This window comes from Streptomyces sp. NPDC057950 (assembly GCF_042887295.1).
Taxonomy (GTDB): domain Bacteria; phylum Actinomycetota; class Actinomycetes; order Streptomycetales; family Streptomycetaceae; genus Streptomyces; species Streptomyces kaempferi.
On the sequence record NZ_JBHVPP010000015.1, the window covers coordinates 210,506 to 236,786 of the forward strand.

25 protein-coding genes are annotated in these 26,281 nt (G+C 72.6%); 9 read left to right on the top strand and 16 right to left on the bottom strand.

All coding sequences use genetic code 11. The annotated features are described in order from the left end of the window. Positions 1-52: 52 nt before the first annotated feature. From ACFVTC_RS24975 to pdhA, 5 genes are read right to left on the bottom strand one after another with little or no spacing between them, the layout of a single operon-like run. The gene (locus ACFVTC_RS24975; RefSeq protein WP_390130473.1) at positions 53-1,489 is read right to left on the bottom strand and encodes a molybdopterin molybdotransferase MoeA; all 1,437 of its coding nucleotides are present in this window, start codon (positions 1,487-1,489) and stop codon (positions 53-55) included. Continuing rightward, complete coding sequence (locus ACFVTC_RS24980) at positions 1,489-2,517, bottom strand: NTP transferase domain-containing protein (RefSeq protein ID WP_390130474.1); 1,029 nt, start codon at positions 2,515-2,517, stop codon at positions 1,489-1,491. Before ACFVTC_RS24980 ends, ACFVTC_RS24975 begins: the two co-directional genes overlap by 1 nt. Before the next feature lie 25 nt (positions 2,518-2,542). Then, on the bottom strand, positions 2,543-3,985 hold the full coding sequence (locus ACFVTC_RS24985; RefSeq protein WP_390130476.1) for a dihydrolipoamide acetyltransferase family protein: 1,443 nt from the start codon (positions 3,983-3,985) through the stop codon (positions 2,543-2,545). Continuing rightward, on the bottom strand, positions 3,985-4,989 hold the full coding sequence (locus tag ACFVTC_RS24990; RefSeq protein ID WP_356271886.1) for an alpha-ketoacid dehydrogenase subunit beta: 1,005 nt from the start codon (positions 4,987-4,989) through the stop codon (positions 3,985-3,987). The genes ACFVTC_RS24985 and ACFVTC_RS24990 overlap by 1 nt, the downstream gene beginning before the upstream one ends. Continuing rightward, entirely contained in the window at positions 4,986-6,152 is a 1,167-nt protein-coding gene (pdhA, locus tag ACFVTC_RS24995; protein ID WP_168529119.1) for a pyruvate dehydrogenase (acetyl-transferring) E1 component subunit alpha, read from the bottom strand. The genes ACFVTC_RS24990 and pdhA overlap by 4 nt, the downstream gene beginning before the upstream one ends. A 174-nt stretch (positions 6,153-6,326) precedes the next feature. Here pdhA and ACFVTC_RS25000 point away from each other — a divergent pair, with 174 nt between their 5' ends. Beyond that, positions 6,327-6,827 (top strand): Lrp/AsnC family transcriptional regulator, encoded by a 501-nt coding sequence (locus ACFVTC_RS25000; RefSeq protein WP_194280624.1) that lies wholly within the window; start codon positions 6,327-6,329, stop codon positions 6,825-6,827. A 2-nt stretch (positions 6,828-6,829) separates the two neighbouring features. Here the strand turns inward: ACFVTC_RS25000 and ACFVTC_RS25005 are convergent, their stop codons facing one another. Both ACFVTC_RS25005 and ACFVTC_RS25010 read right to left on the bottom strand, forming a co-directional pair. Next, a complete protein-coding gene (locus ACFVTC_RS25005) occupies positions 6,830-7,420 on the bottom strand; it encodes a TetR/AcrR family transcriptional regulator (protein ID WP_390130479.1) in 591 nt (196 codons plus the stop codon). Then, positions 7,417-8,931, bottom strand: coding sequence for a 3-hydroxyacyl-CoA dehydrogenase (locus ACFVTC_RS25010; RefSeq protein WP_390130481.1), 1,515 nt, complete (start codon positions 8,929-8,931; stop codon positions 7,417-7,419). The genes ACFVTC_RS25005 and ACFVTC_RS25010 overlap by 4 nt, the downstream gene beginning before the upstream one ends. A gap of 148 nt (positions 8,932-9,079) precedes the next feature. Between ACFVTC_RS25010 and paaN the strand changes: the two genes are divergently transcribed. Further along, the gene (paaN, locus tag ACFVTC_RS25015) at positions 9,080-10,786 is read left to right on the top strand and encodes a phenylacetic acid degradation protein PaaN (protein WP_390130482.1); all 1,707 of its coding nucleotides are present in this window, start codon (positions 9,080-9,082) and stop codon (positions 10,784-10,786) included. Here the strand turns inward: paaN and ACFVTC_RS25020 are convergent. Genes ACFVTC_RS25020 through ACFVTC_RS25030 form a run of 3 tightly spaced genes read right to left on the bottom strand, consistent with a single transcriptional unit; the run spans position 10,783 to position 13,765 of the window. Next, complete coding sequence (locus ACFVTC_RS25020; RefSeq protein WP_390130483.1) at positions 10,783-11,622, bottom strand: TrmH family RNA methyltransferase; 840 nt, start codon at positions 11,620-11,622, stop codon at positions 10,783-10,785. The two genes, paaN and ACFVTC_RS25020, sit on opposite strands and share 4 nt — an antisense overlap. After that, positions 11,619-12,848, bottom strand: a complete 1,230-nt coding sequence (locus tag ACFVTC_RS25025) for an HTTM domain-containing protein (protein WP_390130485.1) — start codon at positions 12,846-12,848, stop codon at positions 11,619-11,621. The genes ACFVTC_RS25020 and ACFVTC_RS25025 overlap by 4 nt, the downstream gene beginning before the upstream one ends. After that, complete coding sequence (locus tag ACFVTC_RS25030) at positions 12,845-13,765, bottom strand: DUF5819 family protein (RefSeq protein WP_390130487.1); 921 nt, start codon at positions 13,763-13,765, stop codon at positions 12,845-12,847. Before ACFVTC_RS25030 ends, ACFVTC_RS25025 begins: the two co-directional genes overlap by 4 nt. Positions 13,766-14,024: 259 nt before the next feature. On the opposite strand from ACFVTC_RS25030, the gene paaA reads away from it, so the two are divergent. The 6 genes from paaA (at position 14,025) to ACFVTC_RS25060 (ending at position 19,031) form a co-directional block, all read left to right on the top strand. Further along, entirely contained in the window at positions 14,025-15,068 is a 1,044-nt protein-coding gene (gene paaA / locus ACFVTC_RS25035; protein WP_390130489.1) for a 1,2-phenylacetyl-CoA epoxidase subunit PaaA, read from the top strand. Next, a complete protein-coding gene (gene paaB / locus ACFVTC_RS25040) occupies positions 15,065-15,352 on the top strand; it encodes a 1,2-phenylacetyl-CoA epoxidase subunit PaaB (RefSeq protein ID WP_148009329.1) in 288 nt (95 codons plus the stop codon). Before paaA ends, paaB begins: the two co-directional genes overlap by 4 nt. Before the next feature lie 26 nt (positions 15,353-15,378). Next, entirely contained in the window at positions 15,379-16,137 is a 759-nt protein-coding gene (gene paaC / locus ACFVTC_RS25045; protein WP_390130491.1) for a 1,2-phenylacetyl-CoA epoxidase subunit PaaC, read from the top strand. Beyond that, complete coding sequence (gene paaD / locus ACFVTC_RS25050; RefSeq protein ID WP_390130556.1) at positions 16,134-16,676, top strand: 1,2-phenylacetyl-CoA epoxidase subunit PaaD; 543 nt, start codon at positions 16,134-16,136, stop codon at positions 16,674-16,676. Before paaC ends, paaD begins: the two co-directional genes overlap by 4 nt. After that, positions 16,676-17,740, top strand: a complete 1,065-nt coding sequence (locus ACFVTC_RS25055) for a 2Fe-2S iron-sulfur cluster-binding protein (protein ID WP_390130492.1) — start codon at positions 16,676-16,678, stop codon at positions 17,738-17,740. Before paaD ends, ACFVTC_RS25055 begins: the two co-directional genes overlap by 1 nt. A 127-nt stretch (positions 17,741-17,867) precedes the next feature. Further along, positions 17,868-19,031: an acyl-CoA dehydrogenase family protein gene (locus tag ACFVTC_RS25060; protein WP_390130494.1), complete on the top strand. Its 1,164-nt coding sequence runs from the start codon at positions 17,868-17,870 to the stop codon at positions 19,029-19,031. Between the two features lie 112 nt (positions 19,032-19,143). Here ACFVTC_RS25060 and ACFVTC_RS25065 read toward each other — a convergent pair whose 3' ends face one another. From ACFVTC_RS25065 to ACFVTC_RS25080, 4 genes are all read right to left on the bottom strand, one after another. After that, the gene (locus ACFVTC_RS25065) at positions 19,144-19,473 is read right to left on the bottom strand and encodes a rhodanese-like domain-containing protein (RefSeq protein WP_153293017.1); all 330 of its coding nucleotides are present in this window, start codon (positions 19,471-19,473) and stop codon (positions 19,144-19,146) included. 73 nt (positions 19,474-19,546) lie between these two features. After that, entirely contained in the window at positions 19,547-20,383 is an 837-nt protein-coding gene (locus tag ACFVTC_RS25070) for a hypothetical protein (protein ID WP_390130558.1), read from the bottom strand. 364 nt (positions 20,384-20,747) lie between these two features. Continuing rightward, complete coding sequence (locus ACFVTC_RS25075; protein WP_390130495.1) at positions 20,748-22,178, bottom strand: DUF2252 domain-containing protein; 1,431 nt, start codon at positions 22,176-22,178, stop codon at positions 20,748-20,750. 187 nt (positions 22,179-22,365) lie between these two features. Then, positions 22,366-22,737, bottom strand: coding sequence for a winged helix-turn-helix transcriptional regulator (locus ACFVTC_RS25080; RefSeq protein WP_390130497.1), 372 nt, complete (start codon positions 22,735-22,737; stop codon positions 22,366-22,368). Between the two features lie 136 nt (positions 22,738-22,873). On the opposite strand from ACFVTC_RS25080, the gene ACFVTC_RS25085 reads away from it, so the two are divergent. Further along, positions 22,874-23,527, top strand: a complete 654-nt coding sequence (locus ACFVTC_RS25085) for an FMN-dependent NADH-azoreductase (RefSeq protein ID WP_390130499.1) — start codon at positions 22,874-22,876, stop codon at positions 23,525-23,527. A gap of 502 nt (positions 23,528-24,029) precedes the next feature. Here the strand turns inward: ACFVTC_RS25085 and ACFVTC_RS25090 are convergent. Together ACFVTC_RS25090 and ACFVTC_RS25095 are read right to left on the bottom strand one after the other, a co-directional pair. Further along, positions 24,030-24,872 (bottom strand): SDR family oxidoreductase, encoded by an 843-nt coding sequence (locus ACFVTC_RS25090; protein ID WP_390130501.1) that lies wholly within the window; start codon positions 24,870-24,872, stop codon positions 24,030-24,032. 57 nt (positions 24,873-24,929) lie between these two features. Then, positions 24,930-26,165 carry a helix-turn-helix transcriptional regulator gene (locus ACFVTC_RS25095; protein WP_390130502.1) on the bottom strand — a complete coding sequence of 412 codons (1,236 nt, stop codon included), beginning with the start codon at positions 26,163-26,165 and terminating at the stop codon, positions 24,930-24,932. Between the last annotated feature and the right edge of the window lie 116 nt (positions 26,166-26,281).

The window sequence follows — 26,281 nt, forward strand, 5'->3', positions numbered from 1 at the left end:
CCGATCCCTCCCACTGCCCGGAGCATGAGCCGACTCCGGCCGGCGCCCTGGCTCATGCGGAGCAGGTACCGCCGCCGGCCAACGCCCAGGGCAGATCGAGGAGTTCCAGCTCCTGCCCGGGGCGGGCGCCACCGGGTGGAACGATCGCGAGGGCATCGGCGGCGGCGATGCCGCGCAGCATGGCCGGACCGTTGTAGCGCAGCGGAACCGCCTGATCGCCGTGGAGGGTGACGGGGATGAGCCGGGTGTCGTAGGGGTGCCCGTGCACACCGTCCCTGACGGGCAGCGTGTACGGCTCCGGCGCCACCCGCCCCGCCAGGATGCGCAGGAGCGGCTCGGCGAGTGTGAGCAGGCCGGAGATGGCCGCCAGGGGGTTGCCGGGCAGGCCGACGAGATGCTGGTTCTCCTTGGTGCGGGCCAGCAGCATGGGGTGGCCGGGTCGTACCTCGACCCCGTCGACGAGGAGAGGGGCGCCGAGACGGCTCAGGGTGGGATGTACGTGGTCGAGGGGGCCCGCGGCGGTGCCGCCGGTCGTGACGATCAGGTCGGCGCCGGAGCCGGTGATCGCCTTGTGCAGGGCTTTGGCGTCGTCGCCCAGTCTGCGCACGGCCACGACGTCGGCCCCGAGCGCGCGCAGCCAGGGCGGCAGCATCGGGCCGAGCGCGTCCCGGATCAGGCCCTCCTGGGGGAGTCCCTTGGTGAGCAACTCGTCACCGAGGACGAGGACTTCGACGCGTGCGCGGGGGATGACGGCGAGGGTGTCGTATCCGGCGGCCGCGGCGAGGCCGAGCACGGCGGGAGTCACCAGCGCGCCGGTGGGCAGAAGCTGGTCGCCGCTGCGGCATTCCTGGCCGCGCGGCCGGATGTCCTGCCCGTGCACGACCGAGGGCGTTCCTCCGGGCCGCCCGGAGCCGAGGTCTCCGGGGAGGGTCGCGTGCAGCCGCCCCTTGTCGTCGATGCGTCCGTGTTCGCTGCGCAGGACTGCGGTGGCGTCCCGCGGCACGCGTGCGCCGGTGGCGATGCGCACCGCCTCGCCGTCGGTGAGGTGCTCCGGCTTCGCGTGGCCCGCGAGGACGCCCTCCTCACGGACGTCCCAGGGGCCGGGGCCGGCCACCGCCCAGCCGTCCATCGCGGAGGTGTCGAAGGACGGCAGGTCCGTGAGCGCCGTGAGCGGCGCGGCGGTCACCAGGCCCAGGGCGGCGTCCAGGGGGACGGAGACGGGAGCGCGGCGCGGCACTGCACGGGCCGCCCGTTCGGCGATGGTACGGGCGCCGGGCCAGGGGGTGGCGTTGTGCTGTCCGCCGCGCTCGCTGCGCGTGGTGTGCGGGGGGATCTCGGTCTCGGGCGCGAGCGCGGGTGTGCGGGCCGCGGCGTCGCCGTGGCCTCGCCCGGGGTCCGCCGAGCGTCGGGGGTCCTTGACCAAGGCCAGGGCCTCCTCCACGTCGAAGTCGTCGGTGTCCCGGCCGACGCGGGCGCCCGGCGAGGTCATCAGGCGTCCGGGGCGGCGTCGGAGCCGGGTTCGGCGGCGGAGGGCGTGGGGGCGTGAGATCCGGGTTCGGCGCCGGATCCTGTTCCGGGCTCGACACCGGATCCTGTTCCGGGCTCGGCGCCGGGAGTGTCCCCGGGGGTGTCCTCGTCGGCCCAGCGCAGCGCCAGCGCCCCGGCCTTGCGGGCGGCCTCGGCCACGGCCTCCGGGCCTCCCCCGGCCCGCGCGGCCGCGTATCCCACGAGGAACGTGGTCAGCGGTGCCGCGGGCCGCGCCACTCCGTGCGCGGCGTCGCGGGCCAGATCGAGCAGGACGCCGGTGTCGACGTCCAGATCGATGCCCAGCTCGTCCTTGACTGCGGAAATCCATTCATCCAACACGTGCCCATGCTCCCTGATACGTGACCGGGCGGCGGCGATGTCGTCCCAGGTGTCGCAGTCGAAGGACGCGACGGGGTCGGAGATGCGGGTGAGATCCAGCGCGGCGGTGAGCCGTCGCAGCGGCAGGCCGGTGAGTCCGCCGTGCGCGGCGGCGAGCGCGGCCAGCTCCCGGCGCAGGGCTCCCGCGCGGTACGCGGCCACGAGCGGCTGGTCGCGGCCCTCGGGGTCGCTGAGCAGTACACCGTCGGGGTGCCCCGGGCCGCGCGGGCCGTCGCTCCCCCGCAGGGTGTCCAGCAGGCGTCCCACCGTCTCCTCGTCCAGGAACGGAAGGTCGGCGGAGAGCACCACGACGTCCGCCGCCGACGTGCGGCGCAGTCCGGCGTCGAGCGCGGCCAGCGGCCCCCCGCCGGGCGGCTCCTCGCGCGCCCATCGCACGGGGCGCGCGGTGGCTCTGGGCTCGGCCACGACCACCGTGGTGGTGGCCGCGGCACAGGCGGCGAGCACCCGGTCGAGCAACGGGCGCCCGCCCACCCGCACCCCGGGTTTGTCCGCGCCGCCCAGCCGCCGGGCCGCACCACCCGCGAGCACGACGGCGTCGTAGGGGTCGGCGTCGTACGGGGCGGCGGTGCCCGGTGGCTCGTACGCGGTCATTCCCCGAGTATGCGGGCCGGGGCGATCACAGGGAACGCAGGAGCACCGCCGGCTGTTCGACGCAGTCCGCCACGTACCGCAGGAAGCCGCCCGCCGTGCCGCCGTCGCACACCCGGTGGTCGAAGGTCAGCGAGAGCTGGACGACCTGTCGCACCGCCAGCTCGCCCTGGTGCACCCAGGGTTTGGGGATGATCCGGCCGACGCCGAGCATGGCCGCCTCGGGGTGGTTGATGATCGGCGTGGAGCCGTCGACGCCGAACACCCCGTAGTTGTTCAGCGTGAAGGTGCCGCCCGTGAGGTCGCCGGGGGTCAGGGTCCCCGTCCGAGCGGCCTCGGTCAGCCGGGCGAACTCGGCGCTCAGCGACTGCGCGTCGCGGGTGTGCGCGTCCCGGACGACGGGGACGACGAGGCCGCGTTCGGTCTGTGCCGCGAAGCCGAGGTGGACGTGGCCGAGCCGGACGATCTCGCGGGCTTCCATGTCGACGGTCGAGTTGAGTTCAGGGTGGCGGGCCAGCGCGGCGGTGCAGATCCGGGCCAGCAGCGCGAGCAGGGAGATCTTCGGACCGCCGGCCGCGTTCATCGCCGCGCGGGCGGCGAGGAGTTCGGTCGCGTCGGCGTCCACCCAGCAGGTCGCGTCGGGGATCTCGTGCCGGCTGCGGGAGAGCTTGTCGGCGACGGCGCCGCGGATGCCGCGCAGGGGAACCCTGGTGCCGTCCGCCGCCGCGGCGGGGGTGGTACCGGGCGGGCGGGGGACCGCGAGGGTCTCCGGCTGCCGGGTGGTGCCCCCGGCCGAGCGCGACGCGTGCTCCACGTCCGCCCGCAGGATCAGTCCGTCGGGGCCGGAGCCCGTCAGTTCCCTCAGGTCCAGGCCGTTCTCCCGGGCGATCCTGCGCACCAGCGGGGAGATGACGGGGACGGGACCGGTCGCCCGTGCCCCCGCGTTCCCGTGCCCTCGACCGTCCGTCAGTCCCCGTGCGTCGGTGCGATCCGACGCCGCCGTCCGGGCGCCGGGGCCCCGGCCCGTGCCGAGCGGTCCGGGCGTACCGTCCGCTCCCCGGGCCGCGGCCGTGGAGCCGCCGTTCGACAGCGCTCCCCCGGCGGGCCTTACGGGTGCGACCGGGCTGGTGCGCACCCTCCTGCGCCGCGCCACAGGCGCCCCCGTGCCGTAGCCCACGAGCACATTGCCGGACCCTTCGTCGGCGCCGCCGGAGACAGGCGCGTCGCCGCCGACCGCGACCGTCAGCAGGGGGGAGCCGACCGGCAGCTCCGTGCCCTCCTCGCCGAAGCGGGCTGTGACCACACCCCCGTAGGGACACGGGACCTCGACCATCGCCTTGGCGGTCTCGACCTCCACGACGGGCTGGTCGACGGCGACGACGTCACCGACCTCCACGAGCCAGCGGACGATCTCCGCCTCCGTGAGGCCCTCTCCGAGATCGGGGAGCTTGAACTCCAGCACCTGGGCCATCAGTTGCCCGCCTCCCACTGCAGACGCGCCACGGCGTCCAGGATCCGGTCGACGCCGGGCAGATGGTGCCGCTCCAGCATCGGCGGCGGATACGGGATGTCGAACCCGGCCACGCGCAGCACCGGCGCCTCCAGGTGGTGGAAACATCGCTCGCTCACCCGGGCCGCTATCTCCCCGCCGGGGCCGCCGTAACCGCCCGACTCGTGCACGACGACCGCGCGGCCGGTCCGCCGCACCGACGCCGCCACCGTCTCGTCGTCGAAGGGGACGAGGGAGCGCAGATCGACGACCTCGAGGTCCCAGCCCTCGGCCCGCGCGGCCTCGGCGGCCTCCAGGCAGACGGGCACGGACGGCCCATAGGTGATGAGCGTGGCGCTGCGGCCCGGCCGGCGCACCACCGCACGGCCTATCGGCTCCACGGACCGCGGCTCGTCGGGGTTCCAGGAGTCCTTCGACCAGTACAGCCGCTTGGGTTCCAGGAAGACGACCGGATCGTCGGAGGCGATGGAGGCGCGCAGCAGCCCGTAGGCGTCGGCGACCGTCGCGGGCGTGACGACATGAAGCCCCGGAGTCGCCATGTAGTACGCCTCGGAGGAGTCGCTGTGGTGCTCGACGCCGCCGATTCCGCCGCCGTACGGGACACGGATGGTCAGGGGCAGCGGCATGGCGCCGCGGGTGCGGTTGCGCATCCGCGCGACGTGCGAGATCAACTGCTCGAAGGCCGGGTAGGCGAAGGCGTCGAACTGCATCTCCACGACCGGCCGCAGCCCGTACATCGCCATGCCGACGGCCGTGCCGAGGATGCCGGCCTCGGCGAGCGGGGTGTCCGTGCAGCGGTCCTCGCCGAACTCCTTGGCGAGCCCGTCGGTGACGCGGAAGACCCCGCCGAGGGTGCCGACGTCCTCGCCCATGACGTGCACGCTCGGGTCGGCGGCCATGGCGTCGCGCAGCGCGCGGGTGAGTGCCTGCGCCATGGTGGCGGGTTTGAGGGCGACGGTGGTCATCGGCCCCTGCCTTCCGACTCGGATCCGGCGGCGGAGTCCGGCTCGGCCTCGGCCGCCAGCTCCGCACGCAGCTGTGCTTCCTGTTCGCGCAGTTGCGGTGTGGGCTCGGCATACACATGGGCGAACAGGTCCATGGGGTCGAGCACCGGGTCCTGGTTCATCCGGGCGCGCAGGTCCGCGGCCATCGTCTCGGCGGCCTCACGGGCGGCCTGTATTCCCTCCTCGTCGAGGAGACCGCGCTCGGTCAGCTCCTGCTCCAGGAGCACGATCGGGTCGTGCGCGCGCCAGGTCTCGACCTCGGAGTCGCCGCGGTAGCGGGTGGCGTCGTCGGCGTTCGTATGGGCCTCGATGCGGTACGTCACGGCCTCGACGAGTGTCGGGCCGCCGCCCGCGCGCGCGTGGCGCACGGCGTCGCTCAGGACCTCGTGCACGGCCGCCGCGTCGTTCCCGTCGACCAGGCGTCCGGGCATTCCGTAGCCGACGGCCTTGTGGGCCAGCGACGGAGCCGCGGTCTGCTTGTCGAGCGGGACGGAGATGGCGAAGCCGTTGTTCTGGACGAGGAAGACGACCGGGGCCTGCCACACGGCGGCGAAGTTCAGCGCCTCGTGGAAGTCGCCCTCGCTGGTGCCGCCGTCGCCCACCAGGGCGAGCGCGACCACGTCGTCACCCTTGAGACGGGCGGCGTGCGCGAGGCCCACCGCGTGCGGAAGCTGGGTGGCGAGCGGGGTGCACAGGGGGGCGATGCGGTGCTCGCGGGGGTCGTACCCGGTGTGCCAGTCGCCGCGCAGGAGGGTCAGGGCCTGGACGGGGTCGAGGCCGCGGGCGACGGCGGCGAGGGTGTCGCGGTAGCTGGGGAAGAGCCAGTCGCGCTCCTCCAGGACGAGCGCGGCGGCGACCTCACAGGCCTCCTGGCCCGTGCTGGAGGGGTAGACCGCGAGGCGGCCCTGCTTGGTGAGAGCCGTGGCCTGCGTGTTGTAGCGGCGGCCTCGCACCAGCTCCGTGTACAGACGGCGCAGCAGATCCGGGTCGACCTGTGCGGCCGCTTCGGTGCCGAGGACGCGATGGGGCAGCGCGTCGGGCAGCAGCGGCGCGGGGTCGGTGCGGGGCTGCCAGGCGGGCGGCGGCGTGGGCCGGTAAGCACCTCGCTGCTCCATGACCGTCATGACGGCACCTCCTCGTGGGAGCGGCTCGGGACGCATCACGGTTGTGATGCGCCTCACCTACCGATTGTTCGGTCGTCGGCACATTTTGGCTACAGGCCGCCGCAGGCTGTGGACAAACGGTTCTGCACAGCCTGAGATGGACGCAGTACGTCCATGGTAGGGAGGCGGGGGGACATGGCACCTGAACAAATGGCCGAGCCGCCGGGGGCCGGCGCCGTCGCACCGCCCGCCCGTCCGCTCGACGCGATCGACCAGGACATCCTGCAGATGCTCCAGGCGGACGGCCGCGCCTCCATACGTTCCGTGGCCGAACGGGTCCACGTGTCCCGCGCCAATGCCTACGCGCGGATCAACCGCCTCATCGAGGACGGCGTGATCCGCGGCTTCGGGGCGCGCGTCGACCACGAACGCGCCGGACAGGGCACCTCCGCGTACATCACCCTCAAGATCGTGCAGAACTCCTGGCGCACGGTGCGCGAGCAGCTGCGGGTGCTCCCCGGGGCCTCCCACATCGCGCTGGTGGGCGGTGATTTCGACGTGCTGCTGCTGGTCCACACGCCTGACAACAGGGCGCTGCGCGAGCTGGTCCTCACCCGGCTCCAGGCGATCCCGGAGGTGCTCAGCTCGCGGACGCTGCTGGTCTTCGAGGAGGAGGACCTGGAGCCGGAGGGCTGAGATCAGCCCTCGGCCCTGAGTCCCCCGAAGACCACCTGAACGACCGCGTCGGCCACCTCACGCTCGCCCATGCCCCGCGCGTCCGGCCGGTACCACTCCACGATCGAGTTGATCATCCCGAAGACGAGCCTGGTCGCGAGCCGGACCTCCACGTCGCTGCGCACGTCCCCGTCGGCCGCCGCGTCCTTCAGCAGCTCCGCCACCCGGTGGTCGAAGTCGCGGCGCCGCTCCAGGGCCCACCGCTCGGTGACCGTGTTGCCGCGCACGCGCAGCAGCAGGGTCACGTACGGCAGCTCGGCGGTGAGCACCTCGACCATCCGCCGTACGACGTACTCCAGGCGCTCCACGGCGCGCCCCACGCACGCGTGCTCCTCGTCGAGGATCTCGAAGAGGCCGTCGAGAGCACGGCTGACGGCTCGCCGCAGCAGCTCCTCCTTGCCCGCGACATGGTGGTAGATCGACGACTTGGAGATGCCGGCCGCCTTGGAGAGGTGCTCCATCGAGGTGCCGTCGTAGCCGCGCTGGTTGAAGACCTGGACGGCGACGGAGAGCAGTGTCTCCGGGGTGTACGTGTCGCGCTTGGCGGTGGTCATGAGGTGCCCTCCCGCTTCTCGGTGGCGTGCCCGTGGCGGTACAGCGCCAGCGACGGGGCGTAACGGCCGGAGGGCTCGCGCAGGTGCAGCTCCTCCAGGAGGTCGTGCGCCCAGGTCCTGCCGAGCCTGCGGCACCACTCGAAGGGCCCCAGGGGGTAGTTGACCCCCAGGCGCATCGCGGTGTCGACGTCCTCCTCGGTGGCCACTCCCTTGGCGACGGCGTCGTGCGCCAGGTCGACGATGCGGGCCACGGTCCGGGCGACGATCATGCCGGGGGCGTCCCCGATGACGCTGACGTCCTTGCCCAGCGCCTGGAAGAGGCCGATGGCCTCCGCGACCGTCTGGGGCGCGGTGTCCTGTGAGGCGGACAGGGCGATGCGGGTGGCCCTCCGGTAGTCCAGCGCCAGGTCGAAGTAGACGACGTCGCGGAACTCGATCGAGGTCTGGCCGTCGGCGAGGACCAGCTGGCCGCCGCTGGGCAGCAGCAGGCGGCTGCCGTGGTCCTCCTCGTCCTCGCGGACCTGGATGCCGGCCTCGCGGATCAGGGCGAGCAGCTCGCAGGCCGGTCCGAGGTCGCCCTCGACGACGACGTGGGCGGGCGGCTGCGCCTTCTCGGCGGTGTGGGGCTCGGGGCGTTCGGCGTCGTCCCCGTAGTCGTACCAGCCGTGTCCGGTCTTGCGGCCGTGCCGGCCGGACTCGACGAGCCGCCGCTGCGCGAGCGAGGGGGTGAAGCGCAGGTCCTGGAAGAATGCCTGCCACACGGAGTGCGTGACGGACTCGTTGACGTCCTGGCCGATCAGGTCGGTGAGCTCGAAGGCGCCCATCCTGAAGCCGCCGGACTCGCGCAGGACCGCGTCGATGGTGGCGGGATCGGCGGCCTGCGACTCGTACACCGCGAAGGCCTCGGCGTAGAAGGGCCGCGCGATGCGGTTGACGATGAAGCCGGGGGTGTCGGCACAGGCGACCGGGGTCTTCCCCCAGGCGCGTGCCGTCTCGTACGCGCGCGTGGCCGACGAGAAGTCGGTCGCGTACCCGGAGACGACCTCCACGAGGGGCAGCAGCGGCGCGGGGTTGAAGAAGTGCAGTCCGACCAGACGGCCGGGGTTGCGCAGGGCGCCCCCGATGGCGGTGACGGACAGGGACGAGGTGTTGGTGGCGAGCAGGCAGTCGTCCTCGACGATCTCCTCGATATCGCGGAACAGCTTCTGCTTGACGTCGAGTTGTTCGAGGACCGCCTCCACGACGAGCGCGCAGTCCGCAAGCTCGTCGAGGCTCCGCGCGGGTCGCAGCCGCTCGCGCGCGGCGTCCCTGTCGGCGCCGCTGAACCGCCCCTTCTCGACCAGCCGGTCCAGGCGCGCGCCGATCGCTTCGGCCGCCGCGTCGGCACGGCCCGCGAGGGTGTCGTAGAGCCGCACGGGGTGGCCCGCGACCAGCGCGACCTGGGCGATGCCCTGGCCCATGGTGCCGGTGCCGACGACGGCCACGGGGCTGTTGAGGTCGAGTGCTGTCATGCTCGCGATCCTCCCGCACAGGGTTTTCCACAGATGCGGCGGACCCCCTTGTCCCGACCGATCGTTCGGTTACTCTAACTCTGACTGTCCGTTCCTGCCCAGCTCGCGAGCGCGATGAAGCGCTCCTGAGACGAGGAGTTGGTCCCCGATGGCCGCCGAACTCACCGCGCACCAGTTGATCGCCCAGCACCGGCCCACCCTCGACCAGGCGCTGGAGGCGATCCGCACACGCGCGTTCTGGTCCCCCCATCCCGAACATCCCAAGGCATACGGTGAGAACGGCAGTCTGAGCATGGCCGAGGGCAAGGCCGCCTTCGACGCCGTCCTCGGCACCCGCGTCGACCTCGGCCAGCCGGGCACCGACGACTGGGTGGGCGGCGAGGTCTCGCCGTACGGCATCGAGCTGGACGTCACCTACCCGCACGCGGACATCGACGTGCTGCTTCCCGCCATGCGGACCGGTCAGCGCGCCTGGCGCGACGCGGGCGCGGAGACACGCGCGGTGGTCTGTCTGGAGATCCTCAAGCGGATCGCCGACCGGACGCACGAATTCGCGCACGCCGTGATGCACACCAGCGGCCAGGCGTTCATGATGGCGTTCCAGGCGGGCGGCCCGCACGCACAGGACCGTGGACTGGAAGCGGTGGCGTACGCGTACGCGGAGCAGATCCGCACCCCGGACACCGCGGAGTGGACCAAGCCCCAGGGCAAGCGCGACCCGATCACGCTCACCAAGCAGTTCACCCCGGTCCCGCGCGGCATCGCACTCGTCATCGGCTGCAACACCTTCCCCACGTGGAACGGCTATCCGGGCCTGTTCGCCTCCCTGGCCACCGGCAACGCGGTCCTGGTGAAGCCCCACCCGCGCGCGGTGCTGCCGCTCGCGCTGACCGTGCGCATCGCGCGCGAGGTGCTCGCCGAGGCGGGCTTCGACCCGAACCTGGTGGCGCTGGCCGCCGAGCGCCCCGGAGAGGGCATCGCCAAGACCCTGGCCACCCGCCCCGAGATCCGGATCATCGACTACACCGGCTCGACGGCGTTCGGCGACTGGCTGGAGACCCACGCCCGCCAGGCGCAGGTCTACACCGAGAAGGCCGGCGTCAACACGGTGATCGTGGAGTCGACCGCCGACTACAAGGGCATGCTGTCCAACCTCGCCTTCTCCCTCTCCCTGTACAGCGGCCAGATGTGCACGACCCCGCAGAACCTCCTCATCCCGCGGGACGGCATCCGTACGGACGAGGGCCCCAAGTCGTACGACGAGGTGGTGGCCGACCTCGCCCGGTCGGTCGGCGGACTCCTCGGGGACGACGCCCGGGCCAATGGACTGCTCGGCGCCATCGTGAACCCGGACGTGAAGGCCCGCCTCGAGGCCGCCGCCGGCCTCGGCGAGGTCGCCCTCCCCTCCCGGGAGATCAGCAACCCCGAGTTCCCCGACGCCGTCGTCCGGACGCCGGTGATCGTGAAGCTCGACGGCGCCCGCAAGTACTGGGAGGGTACGGACGACGAAGCCGCCTACATGAGCGAGTGCTTCGGCCCGGTCTCCTTCACGGTCGCGGTCGACTCGGCGGCGGACGCCGTGGAACTGCTGCGCAGGACCGTCCGGGACAAGGGCGCGATGACCGTCGGCGCGTACACCACCGACGAGGAGTTCGAGCAGGCCGTCCAGGAGGTCTGCCTGGAGGAGTCCGCCCAGCTCTCCCTGAACCTCACGGGCGGCGTGTACGTCAACCAGACGGCGGCCTTCTCCGACTTCCACGGCTCCGGCGGCAACCCGGCGGCGAACGCGGCCCTGTGCGACGGGGCGTTCGTGGCGAACCGCTTCCGGGTGGTCGAGGTGCGGCGCGAGGCCTAGGAACTGATCGGTGCGCCCCCGGCGGCGCTCCAGTGGAACAGCGTCATGGCCACACTGGTCGCGAGGTTGTAGCTGGAGACCTGGGGGCGCATCGGCAGTGACACCAGATGGTCGGCGCGCGCCCGCAGTTCGGGGGAGAGACCGCTGCGTTCGGAGCCGAACGCGAGCAGGGCGTCGTCCGGGAGCTTCGTCCCCCGAATGTCCTCGCCCTCCGGATCGAGGGCGAACACCGGCCCCGGCGGCAGCTCCGCGACCGTCAGCCGCTCCACGGCGGTCGCGAAGTGCAGGCCGGCCCCGCCGCGCACCACCGTCGGGTGCCAGGGATCGAGGGTGCCCGTCGTGACGACCCCGGTCGCGCCGAAGCCCGCCGCGAGCCGGATCACGGCACCCGCGTTGCCGAGGTTGCGCGGCTGGTCGAGCACCACCACGGGCGCGGTGCGGGGCGTGGCCGCCAGCGCCCGCAGACCGGCCTCCCTGGAGGGACGTACGGCCAGCGCGGCGACCGCCGTGGGGTGCGGACGCGGGACCAGCGACCGATAGGTGGCCTCCGGGACCTCCACCAACAGGCCGTCCAGGGCGTCGCGCACGTCCGGGGCCAGCTCGTCGGCGAGGGCCAGCGCCGCCCGCCGGTCGCCGGTGACCGCCGTCAGGACCTCGGCCCGGAAACGCACCGCGTGCTTGAGGGCGTGGAAGCCGTCGAGCAGGACGGCTGCGTCGGCGAGCCGGTGCCAGGTGCCCACGGCGTCCTTCGCGCGGTCGCGGTCCTCCCTGCCGTCGTGGTCGTCGGCGCGGGCGTGGCCGTCGGCGGGGTCGTGGTCGTCAGCGGGGTCCTTCATGCGGTGAAGCCTACGTGCGGGTCCTCGGAGGCGTCCGGAGTGCGCGGGCCCCGTGCGCGCTGCCCCGGCAGCTCGGGGGCGCCGCCCGGGAGCAGCCGGCCACGCGCGCGCAGCGCCAGTCCGCCGAGCCGTCGCAGGAAGGACGTCGGCAGGAACACCGAGTCGGCGGCGATCATCGCGAGCGAGAAGAACGGCAGTCCGAGGACCACGGCGATCACGGTGTGCTCGATGATCATCGCCGCCAGCAGGACGTTCTTGACCCGCCGGTTGAACAGGGTGAAGGGGAAGGCGACCTGCACGACGACCGTCCCGTAGGTCACCAGCATCACGATCGTGCCGTGTGCGGCCAGCAGGTCGGACAGGGCCGGCCAGGGCGAGAAGTAGTCGAGGTGGAGCGGGTAGTAGACGGCGGTGCCGTCCTGCCAGCGCGAGCCCTGGATCTTGTACCAGCCCGCCGTCGCGTAGATCAGGCACGCTTCGGCCATGATCACGAACAGGGCCGCGTTGTGCACCGTGTTGGCGACCACGTCGAGCAGGATCCGCGGCTGCGGGGTGCGCGCGCGGCGACCGACGGCCCACCACAGCGCGTGCGCCGCCCACAGTCCCCAGAAGACCGTCAGCCAGCCGCCGCCGAGGTGTCCCGTGACGGTCACCGCCGCCAGCGACAGGCCGAGCCCCGTCCACAGGGCGGGGCCGACCCGGTCCGGGCCCGCGGCCCGGGAGGTCTCTCCCCGCGCGCGGGCCTCCGCCGCGAGCCGCGCCCGCCGGGCGTCCAGCGACCACACCTGTCCGCAGCGCGTGCCCACCAGGTAGATCGCCATCAGGTGGATGACGTTGTCCCCGCCGTCCCCCATGAAGATGCTGCGGTTCTGCAGCGAGAGCACGCCGATCATGAACAGCACGGACATCGTGCGGGTCCGCCAGCCCAGCAGCAGCAGGACGCTGGAGAGCACGGCCACGGCGTAGACGGTCTCGAACCACACCTGGCTGTCGGACCACATCAGGGCCGTGAAGGCGTGGTTGTCCGCGACGAGCCGCTCGGCGAGGTCCCAGCTCCAGGGGCCGTCGGGCCCGTACATCTCCTGGCGGTTGGGGAACTCGCGCAACAGGAACAGCAGCCAGGTGGCGGCGAAGCCGACGCGGATCACGGCGGCCTGGTACGGGCCCAGCGCGGTGTCGGTGACCCGGGTGATGGCGCGCGCGACGGGCGCGGCGAATCGGTTCATCGGGCGCTCGCCTCCGTCGTCCGGGTGTCCGTCAGGTCCTCCTCGGGGACCGTCCACCAGGGCAGCTCTCGCAGGACGGGCTTGTCGGACACCTGCTCATCGCTCCACTCGGGGGGCCGCACGCTGGTGGTACGGGAGCGGACCTGGACGCGTTCGACGACGGCGCCCTTGCCGCCCGCCCCCTCACGGTCGAGGCGCAGCAGCACGACACGGCGCAGATAGCGTTCCGAGAGGTTGCCGCGCAGGCCCACCGGGCGGTTCTCGTTGTCGTGCGTGCCGGCGTAGAAGTCCCAGGCCCGGCGCAGTTCGTTCTGCTGGGTGTGGCTCGGGAGCGGATTGCCGTGGATGGCCGCGCCGTCGAGCGCGGACAGGTCGTACCAGCCGGTCTCGGTGGCGCCGCCGTCCGCGGCACGTATCCGGGCGCGGACCTGGACGTCGATGTTCTGCTGCAGCGGATTGGGGGCGAAGAGCTTCCAGTTCTGCTCGAACTCGGGGTAGATCCACTCGTCGATCGCCCTGCCGTGCTGCTTGGTGACCGTGTTCGAGGGCGCGACGTGCAGAAACACCATGCCGAGATGCACGCAGGCGACGACCGCGACGACGGCGAGGGCGAACGCCGCGGCGATCTGGTGGCGCAGGGAGAGCGCGGCTATGCCGGTGAGGGCGGGCACGGGGACGCCCACCGGGTATGCGGGAGGAGTCTCGGTGGCAGGGCCTCCCGACGCGGGCTCCTGGGCCGGGGCCGCGCGGCCGCCCGGCTCCGGCGCGGGCGCGACGGGGGACGCGTCGTCCGGCACGGCACCGGCGGAGACGGGGCCCTCGCGCGGGGGGCCGCCGCCGACGGGGCTCTCGCGCAGGGGGCCGCCGGGCCCGTCCGGCCCGTGTCGGGCGTTCGAGCCCTCGTCGTACGCGTCCATTCCGCCCCGCTTCCGATCCCGGTCCGATTCCCGCCGCCGGGCACGCGGCGCCCGGGTCCCGCGCACTAGCACTCCGCGGCGTGCGCACGGGAACCGTACTCAGGCCCGGCCCCCCGGCACAGCCCCGTCCGGCACACCGGTCACAACAGTCTCCCCGAGGTTATCCACAGCGGTTGACACCTTACGGCGCCCGTCCCACCATTGAATCGACAGAACCGAACGATCGGTCGGTCGGGAGCGAGAGGTCGAGGGGGACCGCATGGCGACAGCAGCAGCGCATCGCACGGCCCGTACGCAGGCGGCAGGACCCGCGGGCGAAGCCGGGTCCACGGCGGCGTACGAGGCCGTTTTCGACGCCTCGGTGGCAGCCGACGAACGCATCGAGCCCCGCGACTGGATGCCCGACGCCTACCGTTCCACGCTGGTCCGGCAGATCGCCCAGCACGCCCACTCCGAGATCATCGGCATGCAGCCGGAGGCCAACTGGATCACGCGCGCGCCCTCGCTGCGCCGCAAGGCGATCCTGATGGCCAAGGTCCAGGACGAGGCGGGGCACGGGCTCTATCTCTACAGCGCGGCCGAAACGCTCGGCACCAGCCGCGAGGAGCTGCTCGACAAGCTGCACACCGGCCGCCAGAAGTACTCGTCGATCTTCAACTACCCGACGCTGACCTGGGCGGACGTCGGCGCCATCGGCTGGCTGGTGGACGGCGCGGCGATCACCAACCAGGTCCCCCTGTGCCGCTGCTCGTACGGGCCCTACGCACGCGCGATGGTCCGCGTCTGCAAGGAGGAGTCCTTCCACCAGCGTCAGGGGTACGAGCTGCTGCTGGCCCTCAGCCGCGGCACCCCCGCGCAGCACGAGATGGCCCAGGACGCGGTGAACCGCTGGTGGTGGCCCTCCCTGATGATGTTCGGCCCGCCCGACGACGAGTCCTCGCACTCCGCGCAGTCCATGGCCTGGAAGATCAAGCGCCATTCGAACGACGAGCTGCGCCAGCGCTTCGTGGACATCTGCGTTCCCCAGGCCAAGTCACTCGGCCTGACCCTGCCGGACCCGGACCTGGTGTGGAACGAGGAGCGGGGCCAGCACGACTTCGGCCCGATCGACTGGACGGAGTTCTGGGAGGTCCTCAAGGGCAACGGCCCGTGCAACGACCAGCGCATCACGCAGCGCAGGCGGGCCCACGAAGAGGGTGCGTGGGTGAGGGAGGCGGCCGCGGCCTACGCGGACAAGCACACCGCCGGTCCGGCCCGGGAGATACCCGGCTCGGCCGACGCGAACGGGAAGGCGCGCGCATGACCACCAACGACTGGCCGCTGTGGGAGGTCTTCGTGCGCTCGCGCCGCGGGCTCTCGCACACCCACGCAGGCAGCCTGCACGCACCGGACGCCGAGCTGGCCCTGCGCAACGCGCGCGATCTGTACACGCGCCGCGGCGAGGGCATCTCGATCTGGGTCGTCCCGTCCGCCGCGATCACCGCGTCCTCACCGGACGAGAAGGACCCGTTCTTCGAGCCGTCCGCCGACAAGCCCTACCGCCACCCGACGTTCTACGAGATCCCGGAAGGGGTGAAGCACCTGTGACGAACGCACCCAGCACTCACACGCCCATGGCCGGAGGGTCCCCGTCGGAGCCGTCCACGGCGCCCGCCGCGTCCGGGTCGGTGACCGCCGCGGCCCTCGCCCTCGGGGACGACGCCCTGGTGCTCTCGCACCGCCTGGGGGAGTGGGCCGGCCACGCGCCCGTCCTGGAAGAGGAAGTGGCCCTGGCCAACATCGCGTTGGACCTGCTCGGCCAGGCCAGGGTGCTGCTGTCCATGGCCGGCGACGAGGACGAACTGGCGTATCTGCGCGAGGAGCGCGCCTTCCGCAACCTCCAGCTCGTCGAGCAGCCGGGTGGCGACTTCGCGCACACCATCGCCCGTCAGCTGTACTTCTCCACCTACCAGCGACTCCTGTACGCGCAACTCGCCGCCGGGGAGAGCGTGTTCGCCCCGCTCGCGGCGAAGGCCGTCAAGGAGGTCGCCTACCACCAGGACCACGCCGAACAGTGGACCCTGCGACTCGGCGACGGCACGGACGTCAGTCATGAGCGGATGCGACGGGCCTGCGAGGCTCTGTGGCGGTTCACGGGAGAGATGTTCCAGCCGGTCGAGGGCGTCGACGTCGACTGGGACGCGATCAGGGCCGGTTGGCTCGAGTCCGTCACGGACGTCCTGCGGCGCGCGACGCTGGAGATCCCCGAAGGTCCGCAGTCCGGAGCGTGGGCCGCGGGAGCGGGACGCCAGGGACTGCACACCGAGTCCTTCGGGCGGATGCTCGCCGAGATGCAGCACCTGCACCGCAGCCACCCGGGGGCGTCATGGTGACCACGACCACCGCCCTGGAGGAGGAACTGCGCAGACTGGCCGGGTCCGTTCCCGACCCGGAGCTGCCCGTGCTCACCCTGGAGGACCTGGGCGTACTGCGCGCCGTGCGCGTCCGGGGCGAGGGTGCCGTCGACGTGGAGCTGACGCCGACGTACACCGGCTGTCCGGCAGTCGAGGCGATGGCCACGGACATCGAGCGCGTACTGCACGAGCACGGAGTGCGGGAGGTGTCCGTACGGACGGTGCTCAGCCCGGCCTGGTCGACGGACGACATCTCGGACGAAGGACGCCGCAAGCTGCGGGAGTTCGGGATAGCGCCGCCGCGTGGCGGGCGGGAGCCGGGTCCGGTGGCGGTCGGACTGGGACCGACGCGCACGGTCACACGGACGGCGTCCCAGGACACCGACGAGCCCGTGTGCTGTCCGCACTGCGGGTCGGCCGACACCGAACTGCTCAGCCGCTTCTCGTCGACCGCGTGCAAGGCACTGCGGCGCTGTCTGTCCTGCCGTGAACCGTTCGACCACTTCAAGGAGTTGTGATGGCCCGCTTCCACCCGCTCCCGGTGGCCGCCGTCGACCGGCTCACCGACGACTCGGTGGCCCTGACCTTCGCGGTGCCGGCCGCCCTGCGCGCCGCGTACCGGCACGCCGCGGGTCAGCACCTCGCGCTGCGGCGCACGGCCGACGGCACGGAGATCCGGCGCACCTACTCCATCTGTTCCCCCGCACCCGCCCCGGGCGACGAGGGCCCGCTCACCCTGCGGGTCGGGGTGCGCCTGGTCGACGGCGGAGCGTTCTCGACGTACGCGCTCAAGGAGATCGCCGTCGGCGACGAGGTGGAGGTGATGACACCGGCGGGCCGGTTCACGCTGGAACCGGCGGCCGGGCTGTACGCGGCCGTGGTCGGCGGCAGCGGGATCACACCGGTGCTGTCGATCGTCGCGACGCTGCTGGCGCGCGAGCCCGAGGCCCGGTTCTGCCTGATACGCAGCGACCGGACGTCCGCGTCGACGATGTTCCTGGAGGAGGTCGCCGACCTCAAGGACCGCTTTCCACAGCGGTTCCAGCTGGTCACGGCGCTCTCCCGGGAGGAACAGCAGGCCGGGCTGCCGTCAGGGCGTCTCGACCAGGAGCGGCTGGCACAGCTGCTCCCGGCTCTGCTGCCCGTGGACCGGGTGGCGGGATGGTTCCTGTGCGGGCCGTTCGGTCTGGTGCAGGGAGCCGAGCGCGCTCTGCGCGGGCTGGGTGTGGGGCGGGCCCGGATCCACGAGGAGATCTTCCACGTGGACGGCGGAGACGAGAAGACTCCCGGCGTACCGGCTCCCGCGCACAGCACGGTGACGGCACGGCTCGACGGCCGCGGAGGGACCTGGCCCGTCGAGGACGGCGAATCGCTCCTGGACGCGGTGCTGCGCAACCGGCCGGACGCTCCCTACGCCTGCAAGGGCGGGGTGTGCGGGACCTGCCGTGCCTTCCTGGTCTCCGGCGAGGTGCGGATGGACCGCAACTTCGCGCTCGAGCCGGAGGAGACGGAAGCGGGATACGTGCTGGCCTGCCAGTCGCACCCGGCCACGGAGAGCGTGGAGTTGGACTTCGACCGGTAGCCGGCAGCGGGGTGACCGTTCCCTTCTCGTAGAACCTGTTCTATCTTGACGCTCCGTCAGATCGGGTGCCCTGTCCGGTACCGGGTGAGCCGCCCGGTCGGGGGTCGGCGCGTGGAAGGACAGGACCGTGGACTTCACCTTCACCGAGGAACAGCAGGCGGCGGTCGAGGCGGCCGGGGCGGTGTTCGGCGGGGTCGCGCCGGACGGGGTGCCGAGCCCCGCGCTCACCCCGGGCGCCGTCGCCGACGACTTCGACCGGGCGCTGTGGGCGAAGCTCGCCGACGCGGACCTGCTGAGCCTGCTGCTGGACTCCGCGTACGGCGGAGCGGGCCTGGACGCGATCGCCCTGTGTCTGGTGCTGCGCGAGTCCGCGAAGGTGCTCGCGCGGGTGCCGCTGCTGGAGAGCACCGCGGCCGCGGTCGTCGTGCAGGAGTACGGCGGCGCGGAGGCGAAGGCCGAACTGCTCGCGCGGGCGGGCCGGGGCGAGGTCGTGCTGACCGTCGCGGCGAGCGGCCGTACCGGTCACGAACCGGCCGAACGCGCCGTGACCGCCCGGCGGGACGGTGACGTGTGGGTGCTGGACGGGGTGCAGACCGCGGTCGCGTGGGCGCACGGAGCCGACTTCGTCGTCGTACCCGCGCACACGGACCACGGCCGGACCGTCCTCGCGCTGGTGCCCCGGGGGCACGAGGGGACGGTGCTCGGCGAGCAGATCTCCACGACCGGGGAACGCCTCGGCGAGCTGCGTCTGGAGTCCGCGCGGATACCCGCCCGGCAGGTCATCGACGCGGAGGGGGCGTGGGAGCGGTTGCGGGAGCTGCTGACCACCGGGACCTGTGCGTTGGCGCTCGGGCTCGGTGAGCGGGTCCTCGCGATGACCAGCGCGTACACCGGCAAGCGCGAGCAGTTCGGGTTTCCGGTGGCCACGTTCCAGGCTGTCGCCGTACAGGCCGCCGACCGCTATATCGACCTGCGCGCGATGGAGGCCACACTCTGGCAGGCCGCGTGGCGGATCAGCACGGTCGCTGCCGGTAGCGGAGCTGTCGATTCGGGGGCGGGCGGTGCGCTTCCGGTGGCCGGGGACGTGGCCGTCGCCAAGATCTGGGCGTCGGAGGGGGTACGGCGGGTCGTACAGACGGCTCAGCATCTGCACGGGGGGTTCGGTGCGGACACGGACTGCTCGCTGCACCGCTATCACGCCTGGGCCAAGCACCTGGAACTGTCGCTCGGACCGGCGGCCGCTCATGAGGAGACGCTGGGAGATCTCCTCGCGACCCACCCCCTGGGGTGACCGACGACACACCCGGGTCCGGCCCCGGGCCGACGTCCGGGCCGGCACCCGAACCGGCGCGCTGAGCGCGGCGGGCGCGGATGCCGGGGCCGGCCGGGTCCTCGGAGGGTGTCTAGAGCACGAAGCCCGCGGCGCCCTTGTCGTCCACCACCGGGCGGCCGGAGGCGGCCCAGACCTGCATGCCGCCGTCGACGTTCACGGCGTCGACGCCCTGCTGGACCAGATACATCGCGACCTGCGCGGAACGACCGCCGGAACGGCAGATCACGTTGACCCTGCCGTCCTGCGGCGCCGCCTCGGTCAACTCGCCGTAGCGCGCGACGAACTCGCTCATGGGGATGTGCAGCGCCCCTTCGGCGTGACCCGCCTGCCACTCGTCGTCCTCCCGGACGTCCAGCAGGAAGTCTCCGTCCGCGAGATCCCCGATCTCGACCGTGGGCACACCAGATCCGAATTGCATGCCTCAGACGCTACCCGACCGGCAAGCGGACGGACCAGGTCCTGGTGCCGCGGCACTAGCCGACCAGTCGGGCCAGCTCCGCCTCGCGCTCGCCGACCTGGGTCAACAGCTGCTCGGCGATCTCCTCCAGGAGCCGGTCGGGGTCGTCCGGGGCGAGCTTGAGCATGGCGCCGATGGCGCTCTCCTCCAGGTCGTGGGCGACCAGAGTGAGCATCTCCTTGCGTTCGGAGAGCCACTCGAGACGGGCGTACAGCTCCTCGCTGCGGCTCGGCTTCCACTCCTTGGGCACCGGGCCCGCCGCCCACTCCTCGGAGAGCTCCCGCAGCAGCGCCTCGTCGCCCCGGGCGTACGCGGCGTTGACCCTGGAGATGAACTCGTCGCGCCGCGTGCGCTCGCTCTCGTCCTGGGCCAGGTCGGGGTGGGCCTTGCGGGCCAGCTCACGGTAGAGCTTGCGGGCCTCGTCGCTGGGGCGGACCCGCTGCGGGGGCCGCACGGGCTGGTCCGTCAGCATCGCCACGGCCTCCGGGAACAGTCCCTCCGAGTCCATCCAGCCGTGGAACAGCTCCTCGACCCCGGGCATCGGCATGACCCGCGCCCGCGCCTCGTCCGCCTTGCGTATGTCCTCCGGGTCGCCGGTGCGGGCGGCCTGTGCCTCGGCGATCTGGGCGTCCAGCTCGTCGAGCCGGGAGTACATCGGGCCGAGCTTCTGGTGGTGCAGCCGCGAGAAGTTCTCGACCTCGACGCGGAAGGTCTCCACGGCGATCTCGAACTCGATCAGCGCCTGTTCGGCCGCCCGCACCGCCCGTTCGAGACGCGCCTCGGGCCGCGCCTCACCCGCGGTCGCGTCGCCCTCGGAGCCCGAAGCGTCGGAGCCCCCGCCCTGCTCGCTCACACCCTGCTCGTCCACGTTCTCCTGGCTCACGCTCTCGGCACCCGCCTGCGCGGCGCCCGCACCATCGGCGCCCGCGTCCCGGGGGGTCCCGTTCTCGGGCGCCGCTTCTTCGGCTGCGTCTTCGGCTGCCGCGTCTTCAGCCGCCGTGGTCGGGGCCGGGGCGGGGGACTGGGGATCCCCCGCATCCTGGGACCGGGCATCCTCGGCCTCGATGCGGTCGGACTGGCTGTGCTCGGCTTCCGGGGTCGTCACCCGCCCAGCGTAGGCCACGCCTCGCCGGGCACACCCGGAACCACCGACTGAGACCTTCCGCTCCCCCGGCCCCACCCCGGCACCGGGAGAACCTCCGCGTCCGCTTCTCCTGTCAGACCCCCGGCTCCGCCGCGATCCGTCCCTCCCGGACCGCCGCCACCAGGGCCGCGTGGTCCGCCTCCGTGCGGTCCGCGTAGGCCACGGCGAACGCGGCGACGGCCTCGTCGAGTTCCTCGTTCTTTCCGCAGTAGCCGGCGACGAGGCGGGGGTCGACGCTGTGCGAGTGCGCACGGGCGAGAAGCGCGCCGGTCATCCGCGCGTAGTCGTCGACCTGGTCGACGGCGAGCGCGGCGGGGTCGACGCTGCCCTTGCGGTTGCGGAACTGGCGCACCTGGAAGGCCCGTCCCTCGACCGTGGTCCAGCCGAGCAGGATGTCGCTGACGACCTGCATGCGCTTTTGGCCGATGACGACGCGGCGGCCCTCGTGCGACACGTCGGATACGGCGTGACCGGCCGTCGCCAGGTGCGGCAGCAGCGCCGAGGCGCGGGCCTCCTTCACCTGGAGGACGAGGGGTTCGCCGCGGTGGTCCAGGAGCAGCACGACGTACGAACGCATGCCGACGCTGCCGGTGCCGACGATGCGGAAGGCGACGTCGTGCACCGCGTACCGGGCGAGGAGGGGGAGGCGGTCCTCCGAGACCGTCGTCAGGTACTGCTCCAGCGAGGCCGCGACCGCAGCCGCCTCCGCGTCGGGCACGCGGCGCAGCACCGGCGCCGCGTCGACGAAGCGCCGTCCGCCGCCCTCGACCGACGCCGTCGACCTGGCGGCGAACCGCCCGCTGGTGTTGGCCCGCGCCTTCTCCGAGACCCGCTCCAGGGTGCCGAGCAGATCATGGGCGTCGGTGTGGGAGACGAGCTCCTCGTCCGCGATGGCGTTCCACGCGTCGAGCACCGGGAGTTTGGCGAGCAGGCGCATCGTGCGCCGGTAGGCACCGACCGCGTCGTTGGCCGCCTTGCGGCAGGTGTCCTCGTCCGCGCCCGTCTCCCGGCCGGCGAGCACCAGCGAGGCTGCGAGGCGCTTGAGGTCCCACTCCCAGGGGCCGCGCACCGTCTCGTCGAAGTCGTTCAGATCGATGACCAGGCCGCCGCGCGCGTCCCCGTACAGGCCGAAGTTCGCCGCGTGGGCGTCACCGCAGATCTGGGCGTCGATACCGGTCATGGGGGTGCGCGCGAGGTCGTACGCCATCAGGCCGGCCGAACCGCGCAGGAAGGCGAAGGGGGTGGCGGCCATCCTGCCGACCCGTATCGGCGTGAGCTCGGGGATCCTGCCCCGGTTGGACTCCTCGACCACGGCCACGACGTCCGGCCGGTCGGCGTCGGGGGTCAGCTCGGCGTGCGCGGCGCGCGGCACCCGGGCGCGGAGCTCCTTGCCCTTCTCCTTGGGCGAGCCCTGCGCGGGCCAGCCCGCGAACCCCGGTACCGCGAAGACCCCGGAAACCCTGGGCGCCCGCAGCGCCTCAGCCCTTGTACCCAGCTCGGTCATGGCGACCGCCTCCCCCGCACACACGAACATCAACTCGTGATGACCGTACAGCCGGTGGCCGAAACGCGTCAGACCCTGTGGACAACTCCGCGCCCGTGCACGACCACCCCGCGCGGGAACCGCCTCCCGATCCGCCCGACGCCCTTTCGGGCCCCTCCGGAATCCCCCGCGATCTCCTCCGGACGGCTCACTTCCTGAGCTCGGAGGGGCACTGCGGGCTTCCCGGCAGGTGCTTCTCGGCCCAGCTGCCCAGTTCCAGGAGCGCGGGCTCCAGCGCGGAGCCGGCCTCCGTCAGGCCGTACGAGACCCGCAGCGGGGGGCCGTCGTCGACCTCACGCACGACGAGTCCCGCAGCGGCGAGTTCCGTGAGGCGGTCGGAGAGCATCCGCTCGCTGATGCCGGGGATCGCGCGGCGCAGGTCGGCGAAGTGGACGGGATGCGGCAGGAGCACGGCCACGATCAGGCCCGTCCAGCGCTTGCCGAACAGCTGGAAGACCCGGGCCATGCCGTCGTCGACCTTCTGGCAAGGCCCTACGTCGTGTGCTCCCAGCTCTGGCATGGCTCAAGAGTACTGCTGTTCTTTTTGGGGGATGAAAAAAAGTAAGTAGCTGTGTTATCTCTAGTCGAGTACAAAAAAGAAGCCCTCGGGATCCGTCCCGTCGTGCTCGATCCGCCGCACCCTTTGGAGATCCCCCATGGCCACCCTCCTCCACATCGACTCGTCCGTTTTCCCGGGCTCCACGTCCACCTCGCGCGCCGTGACCGACGCGTTCCGCAAGGCCTGGGAGGAGCAGCACCCGCAGGGCACCGTGATCTACCGCGACCTCGCCGCGAACCCGGCTCCGCACATCTCGGCCGACGCCCACACCGCCGGTTTCGCCCCGGCGGACGCGCACACCCCGGAGCAGGCCGCCGCCTTCGCCGAGCGCGTGAAGTTCATCGAGGAGCTGGAGCAGGCGGACGCGATCCTGATCGGCGCGCCGATGTACAACTTCGCGATCCCGTCGACCCTCAAGGCGTGGCTGGACAACGTGATCCTCATAGGCCGCACCGCCATGACCGAGGACTCGAAGATCAAGGGCACCCCGGTCACGGTCATCGCCAGCCGCGGCGGCTCGTACGCGCCGGGCACTCCCCGCGAGGGCTACGAGTACGTGCAGAACTACCTGGAGGCCATCCTGCGCGACACCCTCGGCCTCGACCTCGAATTCATCGTCCCGGAGCTCACCATGGCCCCGCACAACCCGGCGATGTCCGAGCTGGTCCCGCTCTTCGAGGCCTCCCGCACCAAGGCACTCGACGACGCCGCCATCAAGGCCAAGGAGCTGGCCGACCGTTTCGCCGCGTAGCCCCTTCCGGGGGGTGTGCGGTGGCCCCGCGGGTCCAGGACCCGCGGGGCCGTCCTCTCTCTTTATCTCTTTCGGGGCCACCGTCTCCCAGGAGCGCCGCCTCGCCGCCTTTCGGGACCGCCCCCCTCGGGGTCACCGCCTCTTGGGCCCGTCGCCCTTCGAGGCCACCGTCTCTTGGACCCTCACCCTTCGGGACAGCCACCCTTCGGGACCGCCGCCCTTCGGGACCACCACCCGTCCAGGACCACCATCCCTCCGCTGCCCCCTTCGGGACCGCCATCCCTCCGCGACCGCCCCCTTCGGGACCGCCGCCCCTCCGCGACCGCCCCCCTTCGGGACCGTCGTCGATCGTGGTCGGCGGCGGCTCAGGGCCGCCGTCGGTCCTGAGCCGCCGTCCGTTGTGGACCGCCGGACGCCTGCTGCCGCGGGGGATGAGTCGCAGCGGGCATCCGGCGGCGGTACCGGGGGAGGGAGCGCGGGAAGGTGCGCGGCCGGTGGTGGGTCACTTGAAGGCCGGGACGCTCCGGGCGACCCAGCCGGAGAAGGGCGTGGCGGGCCGGGACAGGATCTTCTCCACGTCGGGGCTGACCCGCTGTTCGGCGGGGAGCGGTTCGCCGAGGATGTCCAGGGTGCCGGGGATGACCTCCTCGGGCATGAACTGCGCCATGTGGGCGTGGGCGGCCTCGCGGGTCAGTTCCACGAAGGTCACCTCTTCGCCGATCGCCTCCGCGATCATCCCGGCCTGCAGGCGCGGGGTGATCGCTTCGGGGCCGGTCAGCTCGTACGTACGGCCGGCGTGCCCGTCTTCGCGCAGCACCACCGCGGCGGCCGCGGCGATGTCCGCCGGGTCGACGACCGGCAGCGCCGTGTCACCGAAGGGGGCGAAGACCGTGCGGTCCGCGCGGACCGACTCCGCCCAGGCGAAGGCGTTGGAGGCGAAACCGCCGGCGCGCAGGATGGTGAAGTCCAGGCCGGAACCGCGTACGGCCTCCTCGAACTCGCGCAGCCTGCCGTGCGAGGCGACGCCGGGACGGGTGGCGTTGATCTGCGAGGAGAGCAGCACGACCCGCTCGACCCCGGCGTCCTTGGCCGCCGTCAGCAGCTCGGTGGCCGCCTCGCCGTGACCGAGCAGTTCGCCCGCGAGCAGGATGAAGAAGGCGTCGGCCCCTTCGAGGACCGGCCGCATGCTCCGCGCGCTCCCGAGGTCGGCCTGGGCGTGCCGGACATTCTTCGCCGGGGAGGGCAACGGGCGGCGCGAGACCGCCACGACCTGCTCCCCCGCCTCGGCCAGCGCCTCGATCAGCGGACGCCCGACGTTTCCGGTGGCTCCGGTGACGACAATCATGAAAACTCCCTGGTGCGTTGATCCGTGGTCAGTGGTCATCGGCTGGGCGGGCCGTTCTCAGCGGGTCGCAGCCATGACCGGGACGCTAGCATCGTCGGTATAGTAGGTACCTAGAGGAAAGCGACTATCTCTTCGCTGGTCGTTGGGGCGCCCGCCGCGGCCGCCGTACACCGCGGCGAGCGACCGGCCGAGACGGACGAGCGACTCGCGCGCCTCGGGAGGGCCGAGCACCTCGATCCGGGCGCCGAGGCCCGCGAGCTGCGCGGCCAGCACCTCCACCGAGGGACCGTCGGCGGTGAAGGCGACCCGGCTGTCTGGCTGGACCTCGCCCGTGCGGAGCCGCCCGCCGAGCAGTTGCCGCAGCACCGGCAGGGCATCCGGGTCGGCACGGGCCCGTACGCTCACCGCGGACAGCCGTTGCTCCACCTCGGACGCCAACTCCCGCCACGCGGATGCGAGTTCGAACCCCTCCGGGCGTCGCACCGGCGCGCCGGTCGGCTCCACGGAGGTGACCCGGCTGAGCCGGAAGGTGCGCAGCCCCTCCCCGGTCCCCGCCACCAGGTACCAGTGCCCGGCCTTGGACACCAGCCCGAGCGGATCCACCGTCCACTCGCCGGTCGCCCGCCCACCCGGCCACCGCGCGCCCGAGCCGCTTCCGCCCGAGTCACCTTCACCCGGACCGTGCCCTCCCGAACCTTGCCCTCCCAGACCGTGTCCGCCCAGACCGTGCCCTCCCGAACCATGCCCGCCCGAACCGTGCCCTCCCAGACCGTGCCCGCCCGGACCGTCCTCACCCAAGTCCCCTTCCGCCGGGGCCAGGTCGGCGTGCGCGTATCCCAGCCGGACCTGCCGGCCGTCCAGCACCGCCCGTTCCAGGGCGTGCCGGTGGGGTCCGCTGCCGCCCGCCGTGCGAGACCAGTCGAGGCCGTCGACGAGTATGGCCTTGGCGGCGGCCTCGGCATGCGGTCGCATGGGAGCGGGCACCGCACGCATCAACTTGCGCAGCGCGGCCCGCAGTTCGGGAGAGGCCGACAACGGTCCCGCGGCCAGGAACAACGCCCCGATCTCTCGCGAGGTGAAACCGGTCAGATCGGTGCGGGCACCGCCGACCAGGCTCCACCCACCACCCCGGCCACGCTGCGAGTAGACGGGGACACCGGCACTGGTGAGGGCCTCCAGATCACGGCGCGCGGTGCGCTCGGACACCTCCAGCTCCTCGGCCACCTCGCGAACGGTCACCCGGCCGCGTGCCTGGAGCAGCAGCAGGGTCGCCACCAGCCGGTCGGCCTTCACGACGCGTCCCCTCCCCGCACGGCGCACTCCGCGGGATTTTCGAGCTGTTTTGAGCCACTCCATCCATTTTCGGCACCATCGGACACGGCTTCGGTAATAGGCCACAAGATGACCTG